The organism is Pseudomonas sp. P5_109, from assembly GCF_034009455.1.
In the GTDB taxonomy this organism is placed as follows: Bacteria; Pseudomonadota; Gammaproteobacteria; order Pseudomonadales; family Pseudomonadaceae; genus Aquipseudomonas.
This window is the reverse complement of record NZ_CP125380.1, coordinates 5,164,894-5,177,328: the sequence shown is the minus strand read 5'-3', so window position 1 is coordinate 5,177,328 and position 12,435 is coordinate 5,164,894. Positions and strand designations below refer to the sequence as shown.

General features: G+C 58.8%; 15 protein-coding genes. 9 read left to right on the top strand and 6 right to left on the bottom strand.

The features are described from left to right. Positions 1–405: 405 nt before the first annotated feature. Positions 406–1,380 (top strand): L,D-transpeptidase family protein, encoded by a 975-nt coding sequence (locus QMK54_RS22895; RefSeq protein WP_110659446.1) that lies wholly within the window; start codon positions 406–408, stop codon positions 1,378–1,380. Between the two features lie 123 nt (positions 1,381–1,503). Here QMK54_RS22895 and oprI read toward each other — a convergent pair whose 3' ends face one another. Next, positions 1,504–1,755, bottom strand: a complete 252-nt coding sequence (oprI, locus tag QMK54_RS22890; RefSeq protein WP_003199355.1) for an outer membrane lipoprotei OprI — start codon at positions 1,753–1,755, stop codon at positions 1,504–1,506. A 640-nt stretch (positions 1,756–2,395) separates the two neighbouring features. Here oprI and QMK54_RS22885 point away from each other — a divergent pair. Beyond that, the gene (locus QMK54_RS22885) at positions 2,396–2,683 is read left to right on the top strand and encodes a GNAT family N-acetyltransferase (protein WP_007973562.1); all 288 of its coding nucleotides are present in this window, start codon (positions 2,396–2,398) and stop codon (positions 2,681–2,683) included. 86 nt (positions 2,684–2,769) lie between these two features. Here QMK54_RS22885 and QMK54_RS22880 read toward each other — a convergent pair whose 3' ends face one another. Beyond that, positions 2,770–3,846 carry a 3-deoxy-7-phosphoheptulonate synthase gene (locus tag QMK54_RS22880; protein ID WP_110659445.1) on the bottom strand — a complete coding sequence of 359 codons (1,077 nt, stop codon included), beginning with the start codon at positions 3,844–3,846 and terminating at the stop codon, positions 2,770–2,772. Between the two features lie 187 nt (positions 3,847–4,033). Further along, complete coding sequence (locus QMK54_RS22875; RefSeq protein WP_110659444.1) at positions 4,034–4,477, bottom strand: PilZ domain-containing protein; 444 nt, start codon at positions 4,475–4,477, stop codon at positions 4,034–4,036. Between QMK54_RS22875 and QMK54_RS22870 the strand changes: the two genes are divergently transcribed. The 5 genes from QMK54_RS22870 to cysB all read left to right on the top strand — a co-directional run bounded on the left by QMK54_RS22870 (position 4,476) and on the right by cysB (position 8,430). Further along, the gene (locus QMK54_RS22870; protein ID WP_320401395.1) at positions 4,476–4,862 is read left to right on the top strand and encodes a thioredoxin family protein; all 387 of its coding nucleotides are present in this window, start codon (positions 4,476–4,478) and stop codon (positions 4,860–4,862) included. The two genes, QMK54_RS22875 and QMK54_RS22870, sit on opposite strands and share 2 nt — an antisense overlap. Beyond that, positions 4,859–5,812: a putative 2-dehydropantoate 2-reductase gene (locus QMK54_RS22865; protein WP_320401394.1), complete on the top strand. Its 954-nt coding sequence runs from the start codon at positions 4,859–4,861 to the stop codon at positions 5,810–5,812. Before QMK54_RS22870 ends, QMK54_RS22865 begins: the two co-directional genes overlap by 4 nt. 25 nt (positions 5,813–5,837) lie before the next feature. Then, positions 5,838–6,743 (top strand): 5'-nucleotidase, encoded by a 906-nt coding sequence (locus QMK54_RS22860; protein ID WP_110659447.1) that lies wholly within the window; start codon positions 5,838–5,840, stop codon positions 6,741–6,743. Positions 6,744–6,838: 95 nt separating this feature from the next. Next, complete coding sequence (locus QMK54_RS22855; protein ID WP_320401393.1) at positions 6,839–7,342, top strand: universal stress protein; 504 nt, start codon at positions 6,839–6,841, stop codon at positions 7,340–7,342. A 113-nt stretch (positions 7,343–7,455) separates the two neighbouring features. After that, complete coding sequence (gene cysB / locus QMK54_RS22850) at positions 7,456–8,430, top strand: HTH-type transcriptional regulator CysB (RefSeq protein ID WP_015094029.1); 975 nt, start codon at positions 7,456–7,458, stop codon at positions 8,428–8,430. Between the two features lie 16 nt (positions 8,431–8,446). Here cysB and QMK54_RS22845 read toward each other — a convergent pair whose 3' ends face one another. Then, positions 8,447–8,929 carry a transcription elongation factor GreAB gene (locus QMK54_RS22845; RefSeq protein WP_223589545.1) on the bottom strand — a complete coding sequence of 161 codons (483 nt, stop codon included), beginning with the start codon at positions 8,927–8,929 and terminating at the stop codon, positions 8,447–8,449. A 2-nt stretch (positions 8,930–8,931) separates the two neighbouring features. Next, positions 8,932–9,342 (bottom strand): hypothetical protein, encoded by a 411-nt coding sequence (locus tag QMK54_RS22840; RefSeq protein WP_223589542.1) that lies wholly within the window; start codon positions 9,340–9,342, stop codon positions 8,932–8,934. A 124-nt stretch (positions 9,343–9,466) separates the two neighbouring features. Between QMK54_RS22840 and earP the strand changes: the two genes are divergently transcribed. Together earP and QMK54_RS22830 are read left to right on the top strand one after the other, a co-directional pair. Then, complete coding sequence (gene earP / locus QMK54_RS22835) at positions 9,467–10,609, top strand: elongation factor P maturation arginine rhamnosyltransferase EarP (RefSeq protein ID WP_320401392.1); 1,143 nt, start codon at positions 9,467–9,469, stop codon at positions 10,607–10,609. Positions 10,610–10,657: 48 nt separating this feature from the next. Then, on the top strand, positions 10,658–11,227 hold the full coding sequence (locus tag QMK54_RS22830; protein WP_007943632.1) for an elongation factor P: 570 nt from the start codon (positions 10,658–10,660) through the stop codon (positions 11,225–11,227). Between the two features lie 184 nt (positions 11,228–11,411). Here QMK54_RS22830 and QMK54_RS22825 read toward each other — a convergent pair whose 3' ends face one another. Continuing rightward, positions 11,412–12,428, bottom strand: a complete 1,017-nt coding sequence (locus QMK54_RS22825; RefSeq protein WP_110659436.1) for an alpha/beta hydrolase — start codon at positions 12,426–12,428, stop codon at positions 11,412–11,414. Positions 12,429–12,435: the final 7 nt, after the last annotated feature.

Genomic DNA, 12,435 nt, shown 5'->3' with positions numbered 1-12,435 from the left:
TCGAGAGGCCGAGCGCAGGTTCTGCGCAGTGGGCAACCCGGCATGGATGCCGGGTTAGCCGCCCCCGGCCATGGATGGCCGATGGCGGCGGGCCCACGGAGCAGGACCGGAGCGAGGGCATGCCGAGCCACAGCGAGGCACCGAACGAAAGGGGCAAGAGCCCTTGGTTACTTGGGGCTCTTCCAAGTGACCCGCTGTAAGAGCGGAACCAATAGCCGCCATTACCGCAAAAACGGATATGTACACGTTCAAAAAAGTCAGGCCATCGCTCTATCCCACGCGAGATCGAGGATAATCGCCAAACACCTTGTATCGCCTGCAATCGGGCCATCTCCCCGAAATAACGGACAGCGGTGTACAATCGCGTTCTTATACCCTCAGTTGATCATGCGAAGGATTTTCCGGATGTTGCCGCGCTTTCCTGCCGTCACCCGCTGCCTGACTCTTGCCGCCCTCTTTGTGGCCGGTCCCGTCGCAGCATTGGAGTTTCCCCTGCCACCGCCCGGTGAGGACATCATCGGCCAGGTGCAGGTGATCAAGGCCAAATACGAAGATACCTTCGCCGACCTTGGTACCGCCTACGATCTGGGCTACACGGAAATGGTCGCGGCCAACCCGGGTGTCGATGCATGGTTGCCAGGCGCTGGCACGGAAATCATCCTGCCGACCCGCTTCATCCTGCCACCAGGCCCGCGTGAAGGCATTGTGATCAACCTGGCTGAATACCGCCTCTACTACTACCCGAAAGGCAAGAACGTGGTGTACACGTTCCCGCTGGGGATTGGTCGTGAAGGCTGGGGCTCGCCGATTGCCCACACCAGCATCACCGCCAAGACACCTAACCCGACCTGGACGCCTCCGGCGTCGATCAAGGCCGAGCACGCGGCAGACGGTGATCCGCTGCCCAACGTCGTGCCGGCCGGCCCTGACAACCCGCTGGGGCCGTTCAAGTTCACCCTGGGCACACCGGGCTACCTGATCCACGGTTCGAACAAGAAGTTCGGCATTGGCATGCGCACCAGCCACGGCTGCTTCCGCATGTTCAACAACAACGTGCTGGAAATGGCAGGCATGGTGCCGGTCGGTACGTCGGTCCGAATCATCAACGACCCGTACAAGTTTGGCCTCAGTGGCGGCAAGGTCTATCTGGAGGCGCATACGCCGCTGGACGACAAGGGCAACCCGTCGGTGGTCGACAAGCACACGGCGGTCATCAATGCGATGCTCAAGCGTGAAGACATCACCAACAACCTGCGCATGAACTGGGATGTGGTGCGTGATGTGGTCGCCGCTGAAGACGGCTTGCCAGTTGAGATCGCTGTGCCGAGCAACGGCGTCGCACCGATGGTGTCGAGCACCCCGATCGACCCTCTGCAGTAACGCTTGCAAAGAGCCCGTCGACGCAGACCGCGTCGACGGGTTTTTTATTGCCTGGAGAAACGCCGGGCAATAAAAAAGCCGACCCAAAAAATGGGTCGGCTTGATAACAATCCCGAAGGACTATTACTTGCGGCTAGCTTTGTCCAGCATGCGCAGAGCACGCTCGTTAGCTTCGTCAGCAGTCTGTTGTGCTTTTTGAGCAGCAGCCAGAGCTTCATCAGCTTTACGGTAAGCTTCGTCTGCACGAGCCTGGGAGCGAGCAGCTGCGTCTTCAGTAGCGGTCAGACGTGCTTCGGTTTCTTTCGATGCGCTGCTGCAACCGGTAGCCAGAACTGCGGCCAGAGCCAGAGCAGAGAATTTCAGAACGTTGTTCATCGTGTTCCCCTTCAAGGACTTTCTATTAAGTAGCTATCTCCTCCGATTGAGGAAATAGCCGGCGTACATACTACCCATTACTTGTAGTAAGTAAAACTGACGTGAAGCAAGAAGCAAAAAAAATTGTAGGCGTTGATTCTTTTTCGAGCAACTTTTAACTGAACTGATTAAAAAATATCCAGCTGCAAGGCCCGTGGCTGAGCGAGCTGGCAAGAAAAAGTTCCTTCGGCGCAGCGCTCTTTTTCCCGGTCTGGCTAAAGTCCGCCTATATGGATTCGTCTATACTTTTGTTCGGCTTTTGCGTGGCAGCTCTCAATATCTTTCTCGATGTTCAGGTGACTTTAACAACGGGCGCTCGTCTTAAGTCTCAACATCCGGCAATGTTCAGGCTATCGACCCGGAGTGATCTTCGGTCGAGCCATTCCTGCGTGATCCGGAGCAGCACCCGCCAACCTGCATGATGACGAGCGCACCTTGAGCATTTCTGTCAATGGTGCCTACTATTTGTACGTGCTCGGTAGCGCGAGATCGGTGCAGCTCTTCTCGGTGTCCATTCAGGCACGGGGTGGCGTAGATGTTCCTTCGCCGGAAAAACATCGGTAAGGTAGGGGTCGGAATTCCAGACCCGCGAGGAGTAGTGATGAGCGAGGCGTTGTCCATCCACCATGACCAGGCTGGTCATCAGTTCGAGACCAATGTGGACGGTCATCGTGCCTATCTGACCTATATGGATCTGGGGAAGCAGACCCTGGATATCTATCGCACCTTCGTGCCCAACGCATTGCGTGGTCGCGGTATTGCGGCAGCCTTGACCGAGAAGGCGCTGGAGTACGCTGACGAAATGGGCTACACGGTCATTCCATCGTGCTCCTACGTCGAGCGCTACATGGAGCGTCACCAGCGGCATGCGGCCAAGCTGAGTCAGTGACCTTCGTTAAAACGAACGCATAAAAAAAAACGCCGGGTTCAGCCCGGCGTTTTTTTATGCGCGTTTTTGTACAGCCAATCAGGCGATCAGCTGCGATCGCGTTTCGGCAGCACATCCTTGAGCTTGGCATGCATGCTGCGCAAGGTGTTTTCGGTCGCGGTCCAGTCGATGCAGGCGTCGGTGATCGACACGCCGTATTGCAGGTCGGCGAGGTCTTTCGGGATCGCCTGGGCACCCCAGTTCAGGTGGCTTTCAACCATCAGGCCGATGATCGACTGGTTGCCTTCAAGGATCTGGTTGGCGACGTTTTCCATCACCAGCGGTTGCAGGGCCGGGTCCTTGTTGGAGTTGGCGTGGCTGCAATCGACCATGATGTTCGGCTTGATCTTCGCCTTGTCCAGCGCCTGCTCGCAGAGCGCAACGCTGACCGAATCGTAGTTCGGCTTGCCGTTGCCGCCGCGCAGTACTACGTGACCGTAGGCATTGCCCTTGGTGGTCACGATCGACACGCCACCTTCCTGGTTGATGCCCAGGAAACGGTGAGGGCTGGAAACCGACTGCAGGGCGTTGATCGCCACGGTCAGGCCGCCATCGGTGCCGTTCTTGAAGCCGACGGCCGAGGACAGGCCGGACGCCATTTCGCGGTGAGTCTGGGATTCAGTGGTGCGCGCGCCGATGGCCGACCAGCTGATCAGGTCCTGCAAATATTGCGGGGAGATCGGGTCGAGGGCTTCGGTGGCGGTCGGCAGGCCTTTTTCGGCCAGGTCCAGCAGCAACTGGCGGCCGATGTGCAAGCCGTCCTGGATCTTGAACGAGTCGTCCAGATACGGGTCGTTGATCAAGCCTTTCCAGCCGACGGTGGTGCGTGGTTTCTCGAAATACACGCGCATGACCAGATACAGGGTATCGGACACTTCGGCAGCGAGTGCCTTCAGGCGATCGGCATATTCGTGGGCGGCCTTGATGTCGTGGATCGAGCAAGGCCCGATGACGACGAACAGGCGGTGGTCGGTGCCATCCAGGATGTTGCGAATGACTTCGCGGCCCTTGGTGACGGTGCGCAGTGCGGCGTCGCTCAGGGGAATATCGCGCTTGAGCTGATCAGGAGTGATCAGCGTCTCGTTGGAGGCGACGTTTAGGTCGTTGATCGGTAAATCAGCCATCGTTTACTCGTCAGGTCACGGGTGCCGGCCGCCAGCGAACCCGCGCGGCGGAGCACAGCAAATTAAGCGCGTCGGGGAGCCGAACCTTAGCGCGTTACACCGTGGCTCGACAATGGGCAGACGCCGGTTTGGTGGGCTTTCGCAGTCAGTTTCCCTGCCGCGGGGGGCAAACTGATCAAGAACGCTCCTATTCCGGCACAGGCTGCGCAAAAGCCTTGCGCACTGATTCGTGAGAGAACTCGTCGGCATGTTCCTGGACCCATTCGAGGGCCAGGGCCTGAATACCCTGCAAATCTTCGTGGGCGTCATGCAGGCGGCAGTAGCGTTCGATCTGGCACACCTGCTCACCCATCCGGGCGCTGAACAGCGTTTGTTCGTCGACGAAGGCGATGCCCACCAGATATCCGCGTTTGCGCCGCAGGCACCAGGCGACATAGCCCAGGTAGCGCATGTCCGGGTTCACGGTCGGCATGCGTACCTCGAGCGCCGTGCCGTGACGCCACGCGCGGTGATAATTGCAAGCCATGCCCCCGAGGCTGATAGTGTGCAGCTGTCGTCGCGAAATACAATCAGGTTTCAGCAACGTTAATTCGACGGGAACATCGTCAGGGTGAGGAATAAAACGTCCCATGAACACAGACTCCATGTGTCGGCCATCTGACATTGTTTCCCCCAGTATAGTGGTCGAATTGGAACTGACCGATTTTGACGCCGACCAACGGCTGCTGGCGATGAGCGGCGTATCGCTGGTTATTTTTACCAGTGTCGGCTGCGCCAGTTGCCGTTTTGCCCGGGAGCAATTGCCGACACTCGACCTGGCAGTCGATCGCCTGTGCTGGATCGATGCCGGCAACAACGGCGGGGTGGTCGAGCGTTATCAGGTCTTTCACTTGCCGGCGCTGTTTATCGTTCGCGACGGCGAATTCTTCGGAGCACTGAAATCGCGCCTGACCGACACCGAACTCAATCGGGCGGTGCGCCAGGCGCTGGGTCGAACAGCAGAGGAGTTGCCATGATGGGGACAGTTGCCAGGCCGACGATCGGCATTATCGGGACCGGCGCAATCGGCGGTTTCTACGGGGTGATGTTGGCGCGTGCCGGTTTTGATGTGCATTTTCTACTGCGCAGCGAGTTTTCCGCGGTGGCCGAGCACGGGTTGCAAGTCGATAGCGCGCCCCATGGAGCGCTGAAGCTGAACCCGGTGCAGGCTTACTCGAACGCTGAAGACATGCCGCCCTGCGACTGGCTGCTGGTGGGCGCGAAAACCACCAGCAACGCAGGCCTTGCGCCCGCGATCCTGCAAGCGGCGGCACCGAACGCCAAAGTGCTGCTGTTGCAAAATGGCCTGGACGTCGAAGACAGCCTGCGTGAGTTGCTCCCCGATTCACTGCATGTGCTCGGTGGGCTCTGCTACATCTGCGTCCATCGCGAGGCGCCGGGCGTCATCACCCATCAGGCGCTGGGCGCGGTGCACGTTGGATATCACAGCGGTCCCGCCGAAGGGCCGACACGCACTGCGATCGTCGAGGAGGGTGTCGGTCTGTTTCGCAGCGCCGGCCTCGATTCCCAGGCGATGGCGAATTTGCATCAGGCGCGCTGGCAAAAACTGGTCTGGAATATTCCTTACAACGGTCTCTCGGTTTTGCTGGGGGCGAGCACCACGCCGTTGATGGCCGATGCCGACAGTCGCGAGCTGATCAAGGCGCTGATGGCTGAAGTGGTGCAAGGCGCAATTGCCTGCGGGCACGACGTACCGACGGGGTATGCCGAGCACTTGTTCATGGTGACCGAAAAAATGCCCGACTACTGGCCAAGCATGTATCACGACTTCTTGCACAAGCAGCCGCTGGAACTGGCCGCCATCTACGCCCGGCCACTGGCGGCAGCCAAGGCCGCGGGATGTGAAATGCCGCGCATCGAGGCCTTGTATCGCAGCTTGAGTTTCATTGATCGACGCAATACCTGAGTTCACCGACCTGAGGGGGATGGGCATGCCAAAGGCAATCGACGACAAGCTGGTGCTGGCGATTTCTTCGCGGGCGCTGTTCGACCTGAGCGAAAGCCACAAGGTCTATCTGTCGAGTGGCGTCGAAGCCTACCGGCAGTATCAGATCGAACACGAAGACGAAATTCTCGAGCCCGGCGATGCCTTCCCGTTGGTGCAGAAACTCCTGAACCTCAACAATAGCCTCGGCCGCGCCCGGGTCGAGGTGATTCTGGTGTCGCGCAACAGCGCCGACACCGGGTTGCGGGTGTTCAACTCGATTGACCACTACGGGCTGGCGATTTCCCGTGCGGCGTTTGTCGGCGGGCGCAGTCCGTATCCCTACCTCAAGGCCTTTGGCTGTGACCTGTTTCTCTCGACCCACGCCGAAGACGTACGCAATGCACTGGACGCCGGGTTTGCCGCGGCGACCATTCTGTCGGGCGGTGCCAGCCGTGCCGCCAGCGACGAATTGCGCATTGCCTTCGACGGAGACGCGGTGCTGTTTTCCGATGAGTCGGAGCGCATTTATCAGGCCGGCGGCCTGGAAGCGTTCCAGGCCAGTGAGCGTGAGGCTGCCCGCGAGCCGTTGCGCGGTGGGCCGTTCAAGGGCTTTCTCGCGGCCCTCAACCTGTTGCAGCGTGAGTTCCCGGAGGACGCCTGTCCGATCCGTACCGCGCTGGTCACGGCGCGATCGGCGCCCGCCCATGAGCGGGTCATTCGCACATTGCGCGAATGGGACATCCGTCTCGACGAGTCGCTGTTCCTCGGCGGCCTGACCAAGTCGGCCTTTCTCGAAGCCTTCGCGGCCGATGTGTTTTTCGACGATCAGGCCGGCCACTGCGAATTGGCCCGAGAAGTCGTAGCCACCGGTCATGTACCCCATGGCATAAGCAACGAGCAAAAGGTTTAAGCCCGCCGTTCAATGTGTTGCGCAGGACGTCGCAGTCGCCAAGGCACTGCTAAGCTGAATCAAATCTCCGCCATGTTGGCAGTCGAGGAGGTCATATGATTCGTTCGATGCTGTACGCCACTGACCTTGGCCTGTACGCGCCCGTGGTGATGCAGCATGCCCTGGAACTGGCCCGGACCTTCAATGCCAATTTGTATGTCGTGCATGCGGTTGAACCCATGGGCTTGTTTGCCGAATCGGTGCTGCAAAGTTATCTCGATGAACAGGCTCTGAACGAGTTTCACAGCCAGGGCCTGAGCACAGTGATTGCCAGTATCGAGCAGCGGGTGCTCGACAGTTTTCGTGAAGAGTTGGGGGAAGAGGGCGAGCACGACCTGGAGCGGATTCAGGCGGTGCGGGTGCTGCAGGGGGATCCGTCGCAGGTGATTCTGGACCAGGCGCAGAAACTCTCCGTGGATTTATTGATCGTAGGTAGTCACAGCCATGGTGCTGGTGCGGAAACGCCTCTGGGCCGAACCGCCGCTCGTGTGTTGCAACTGTCCAAGGTGCCGGTCTACATGGTGCCGCTGGTGCAACGTCGTCGCCAAGGGGATCGCTAGAACACGAATAGTGGCAATCTGATAAAAAAGTTCTAGATTTATTCTTCGTGCCATTAATATAGTTATATATCGTCGCTGATGCCCGTGGCGTCTACCTGCTTTGAGGGATTCATATGAAGCTTCAACAATTGCGCTACATCTGGGAAGTGGCGCACCACGACCTCAACGTTTCCGCTACAGCCCAAAGTCTTTACACCTCTCAACCGGGCATCAGTAAACAGATTCGCCTGCTTGAGGATGAACTGGGCGTCGAGGTTTTCGCCCGCAGCGGCAAGCACCTGACCCGCGTTACCCCGGCCGGCGAGCGCATCATCACCACCGCTGGCGAGATTCTGCGCAAGGTTGAAAGCATCAAGCAGATCGCCCAGGAATTCTCCAACGAGAAGAAAGGCACCCTGTCGATCGCCACCACTCACACCCAGGCGCGTTATGCGTTGCCGCCGGTGATCAGCAATTTCATCAAGCAATACCCGGATGTTGCCCTGCACATGCACCAGGGTTCGCCGATGCAAATCGCCGAAATGGCCGCTGACGGTACCGTGGATTTCGCCATTGCCACCGAAGCGCTCGAGCTGTTCGGCGATCTGGTGATGATGCCGTGCTACCGCTGGAACCGTTGCGTGGTCGTGCCCCAGGGCCACCCGCTGACCAAACTGTCGAAACTGACCCTCGAAGCGCTGGCCGAATACCCGATCGTGACGTACGTGTTCGGTTTTACCGGCCGTTCGAAACTCGACGAAGCCTTCAGCCATCGTGGCCTGACGCCAAAAGTGGTGTTTACCGCTGCCGACGCCGACGTGATCAAGACCTATGTTCGCCTGGGGCTGGGCGTGGGCATCGTGGCGAAAATGGCCGTAGATACCAAGCTCGACAGTGACCTGGTGGTGCTCGATGCCAGTGAGTTGTTCGAGTCCAGCGTGACTAAGATCGGCTTCCGTCGCGGCACCTTCCTGCGTGGTTTCATGTGCGACTTCATCGAGAAGTTCGCGCCACACCTGACCCGCGAAGTCATGGCCAAGGCCATTCAATGCCACAACAAGCAGGAACTGGAAGAACTGTTCGAAGGCGTCGAACTGCCCGTTCACTGATAGCGTTTCCTGCCGCTCAAATCACCTCGGTGACAGCGAACTGTTGCCGAGCGCCCGCCACCAGAATCTCCACCTCATCGCCCTCGAACTTGCCCAGCAGGCTTTTGCCCAGCGGTGAGCGCGGGGTAATGACGGTAATCAGTTGCCCCACCAGATCGACCTTCAACCCGGCCGCATCGGGGGCGAGAAACAGCCATTGTTCGCGGCCCTTTTCGTCCTCGAGCCCGAGCAATGCGCCCACTTCGATGCCCCGCTGATCGTCATACGGGCGCAGGGCCAGGTTCTGGCAAAGGGCCAATGACTGGCGAATTTCTTCGACCCGCCTGGCTTGTCCGGCCGCGAGATACGAGGCCTCCAACCCCAGGGTGTCGTACTTGTTCTCGGCGATGTTTTCTTCGTGGGTCGCCGTTTCGTATGCGGTTTGCGCGGCCCGTTCGGCGATGTCGAGATCGATCCGGAGCTTTTCGAGAATCAGTTGGTGGACGCTGTGCTTATTCATGATCAATCGCAGAATTGCAGGACGTTGGCACGGCTTTTTTCGCTCGGTGCAGTGCGGTCCTGTTGCAACCAGAACTGACAGTTCGGGTTGGACAGGTTACGACTGTTGCCACGCGCCTGATCGAGTCGTTGCTGCTGCTCGTTCTTGCGCAGGTTTTCTTCATACTGCTCGAACAACGGGCTCTGTGGCGGAATATCCGGCACCGGTTGGGTCGTTACGGGTGGTTTGGCCAGTTGCTCCACAGCCGCCGCCACAGGGGCCATCTGTTCGTTGAAAAGCAGGCGCGATGCGAGCCAGCAAGTCAGCACGATGGCAATGAATCCGAGCCACATGCCGAGGGCGATGCTGCCGGTCAGTTGCAGGGCGTTGAGGCTGATTGGAAAGGATCGGCGCGGCGTGGGACGGTGGGGCATGCTTGCCTCCTGGCGAAAGGTCACTGGCGAGTGGTGATTGTCGCATGAAGAATAATCGCCGTCGGCTCTTCTGCACGGGGTAATTTATGCGGACAATCGGCGCCTTTGCCAACGGGAGCCTGTAATGCCTGAAATGAAACCCCGCTGGGATATTTTTTGCACCGTGGTCGACAACTTCGGCGACATCGGCGTGACGTGGCGACTGGCCCGGCAACTGGTGGCCGAGCATGGGCTGGCGGTGCGTCTCTGGGTCGATGATCTGCGAGCGTTCGAGCGTATCTGTCCACAAATTGACATCCACGCTGCGCAGCAATGCCAGCAAGACGTCGACGTGCGTCAATGGCCAGCCGAGTGGCAGCCGACGCAAGCCGCCGATGTGGTGATCGCCGCTTTTGCCTGCCAACTGCCGAGCGCCTATATGGACGCCATGGCCGAGCGGGAGAAGCCACCGCTGTGGATGAACCTGGATTACTTGAGCGCCGAGGACTGGGTGATCGGCTGTCACGGTTTGCCCTCGGTGAAATACAAAAACGTGCAGAAGTTCTTTTTCTTCCCGGGGTTCCAAAAGGGCACAGGCGGGTTGTTGCGTGAGCGCGGGTTGCTTGACCGTCGTCGGCAGTTTCAGCAAGACCCGCAAGCCCAAGGAGAATTCCTGCAGGGTCTAGGGATTGATCGGGCACCCGGCGCTCACTTGATCTCATTGTTTGCCTATGAAAACACTGGACTGGCCAGTTGGCTCGATGCGATGGCCGGCGATTCGACCGCCACTCATCTGCTGGTGCCGGAAGGGCGGATTCTGGGCGATGTCGAACGTTGGCTCGGTGTGCAGGGGCTGGCGGCTGGCGCGGTGCATGTGCGGGGAGCCCTGACCGTGCAAGTGCTGCCGTTCGTCCGCCAGGATCAATACGATTTGTTGCTGTGGTCCTGCGATTTCAATGCCGTGCGCGGCGAAGACTCCTTCGTGCGCGCGCAGTGGGCGGGCCGGCCATTTCTCTGGCACATCTACCAGCAGGAAGAAGACATCCACCTGGACAAGCTCGAAGCTTTCCTCGAACTCTATGTAAAGGGGTTATCTGCGCCTGCGCGGGAGGCGATCAGCGGTCTTTGGCGGGCGTGGAACGCTGGCGAAAAAATGCCCGACCACTGGCAACTCACCCGTAAATACTGGTCAGAGCTGGAAAAACACGCCGAAGCGTGGTGTCTGGAACAGGCCTTGCAGGCCGATCTTGCCACAGCGCTGGTACAGTTTTATGGAAATTGGATATGATACGCGGCCTAGATTTTTGTAAATCCCATCCAAATTCGGATATTCGCAATGAAAACTGGTAAAGAACTGAAACCCGGGACCGTGATTCGTCTCGAAAACGATCCTTGGCTGGTTCAGAAAGCTGAATTCACCAAGTCCGGTCGTAACAGCGCGATCATGAAGACCAAGCTGAAGAACCTGCTGACCGGTTACAAGACCGAGATCGTTTACAGCGCCGACGACAAACTGGACGACGTAATCCTCGACCGCAAAGAAGCGACCCTGTCCTTCATTAGCGGCGACACCTACACGTTCATGGACACCACCGACTACACCATGTACGAGCTGAACGCTGAAGACATCGAAGCCGTTCTGCCTTTCGTTGAAGAAGGCATGACCGATGTTTGCGAAGCGATCTTCTTCGAAGAGCGTCTGGTTTCCGTAGAGCTGCCGACCACCATCGTGCGTCAGGTTGACTACACCGAAGGTTCCGCTCGCGGCGACACTTCCGGCAAGGTAATGAAGCCTGCCAAACTGAAGAACGGTACCGAGCTGTCGGTTGCTGACTTCATCGAAATCGGCGACATGATCGAGATCGATACCCGCGAAGGCGGTTCCTACAAAGGCCGTGCTAAATAAGCACTGCTTGAGTAATGAAAAAGCCCGACCATTGAGTCGGGCTTTTTTGTGCCTGTCGGAACACGCCCCCCTGTAGGAGCGAGCTTGCTCGCGATGGAGGTTAACGATAACGCGTATTGCCTGATGAAACGCGTCGCCTTCAAGTCCATCGCGAGCAAGCTCGCTCCTACAGGGTGGGGCGTTGTTACTTCTTCAGGTGTTGTTTCAGCTCTTCAGATGCCTGCAACATCGCCGAACGCACCGCTGGCACCTGGCTCACCACGTTGAGCAAACCGTAGTCGTGGATCATGCCGTTGTAGCGAACCGAGGTCACCGGCACACCGGCTTCGTCGAGTTTGCGGGCGTAGGCCTCGCCTTCGTCGCGCAACACGTCGGCACCGGCGGTCTGCACCAGCGCTGGAGGCAATCCTTTCAACTGGGCGGTGGTCGCACGCAGGGGCGAGGCGTAGATCTCGTTGCGCTGATTGGCGTCAGTGGTGTAGTTGTCCCAGAACCACTTCATCATGTTTTTGCTGAGGAAGTGCCCTTCGGCGAACTGGTTGTAGGACGCGGTTTCAAAGTTGGCATCAGTCACCGGCCACAACAGCACCTGGAACTTGATGGCGGGCGTGCCCTTGTCCTTGGCCATCAGCGCTACCACTGCCGCCATGTTGCCGCCGACACTGTTGCCGGCTACCGCGAGGCGCTTGCCATCGACGTTGATCTCTTTACCGTGCTCGGCCACCCATCGGGTCGCGGCGTAAGCCTGGTTGATCGCTACCGGGTAATGCGCTTCCGGCGACGGCGTGTAGTTCACGAACACGGCCGCTGCACCCGAACCCGTCACCAGGTCTCGAACCAGTCGTTCGTGGGTCGGGAAGTCCCCCAGAACCCAACCACCACCATGGAAGAACATGAACACCGGCAGCTCGCCCTTGGCCCCGGCCGGCCGGACGATGGTCAAGCTGATCGGCTGGCCATCCACTTGGATGGTCTTCTGGCTGACATCGGCTTTTGGCAGCGTCAGCTTCACCCCAGCCTGCGCGCCTACCAGAACGGCGCGGGCTTCGGCGGGCGTCATTTGTTCCATCGGCTTGCCGGTGCCGGCGTTCAGCGCGTCGAGGAATGCCTGGGTGTTGTGTTCAACGCCGTTTCCTGCAATCGCGTTGCTGATGGACAAGGCGAGAAGGGTACCGGTCAAGACTTTGCTGAAGGTGTTCATGTTCGTT

What these genes read in the sequence shown, in the direction of transcription:
- cysB (WP_015094029.1), top strand. Translation starts at nt 7,456, where the DNA reads ATGAAGCTTCAACAATTGCGCTACATCTGGGAAGTGGCGCACCACGAC.
- QMK54_RS22860 (WP_110659447.1), top strand. Translation starts at nt 5,838, where the DNA reads ATGCCAAAGGCAATCGACGACAAGCTGGTGCTGGCGATTTCTTCGCGG.
- earP (WP_320401392.1), top strand. Translation starts at nt 9,467, where the DNA reads ATGCCTGAAATGAAACCCCGCTGGGATATTTTTTGCACCGTGGTCGAC.
- QMK54_RS22875 (WP_110659444.1), bottom strand. Translation starts at nt 4,477, where the DNA reads ATGGGACGTTTTATTCCTCACCCTGACGATGTTCCCGTCGAATTAACG.
- QMK54_RS22895 (WP_110659446.1), top strand. Translation starts at nt 406, where the DNA reads ATGTTGCCGCGCTTTCCTGCCGTCACCCGCTGCCTGACTCTTGCCGCC.
- QMK54_RS22855 (WP_320401393.1), top strand. Translation starts at nt 6,839, where the DNA reads ATGATTCGTTCGATGCTGTACGCCACTGACCTTGGCCTGTACGCGCCC.
- QMK54_RS22840 (WP_223589542.1), bottom strand. Translation starts at nt 9,342, where the DNA reads ATGCCCCACCGTCCCACGCCGCGCCGATCCTTTCCAATCAGCCTCAAC.
- QMK54_RS22865 (WP_320401394.1), top strand. Translation starts at nt 4,859, where the DNA reads ATGATGGGGACAGTTGCCAGGCCGACGATCGGCATTATCGGGACCGGC.
- QMK54_RS22870 (WP_320401395.1), top strand. Translation starts at nt 4,476, where the DNA reads ATGAACACAGACTCCATGTGTCGGCCATCTGACATTGTTTCCCCCAGT.
- oprI (WP_003199355.1), bottom strand. Translation starts at nt 1,755, where the DNA reads ATGAACAACGTTCTGAAATTCTCTGCTCTGGCTCTGGCCGCAGTTCTG.
- QMK54_RS22885 (WP_007973562.1), top strand. Translation starts at nt 2,396, where the DNA reads ATGAGCGAGGCGTTGTCCATCCACCATGACCAGGCTGGTCATCAGTTC.
- QMK54_RS22830 (WP_007943632.1), top strand. Translation starts at nt 10,658, where the DNA reads ATGAAAACTGGTAAAGAACTGAAACCCGGGACCGTGATTCGTCTCGAA.
- QMK54_RS22880 (WP_110659445.1), bottom strand. Translation starts at nt 3,846, where the DNA reads ATGGCTGATTTACCGATCAACGACCTAAACGTCGCCTCCAACGAGACG.
- QMK54_RS22825 (WP_110659436.1), bottom strand. Translation starts at nt 12,428, where the DNA reads ATGAACACCTTCAGCAAAGTCTTGACCGGTACCCTTCTCGCCTTGTCC.
- QMK54_RS22845 (WP_223589545.1), bottom strand. Translation starts at nt 8,929, where the DNA reads ATGAATAAGCACAGCGTCCACCAACTGATTCTCGAAAAGCTCCGGATC.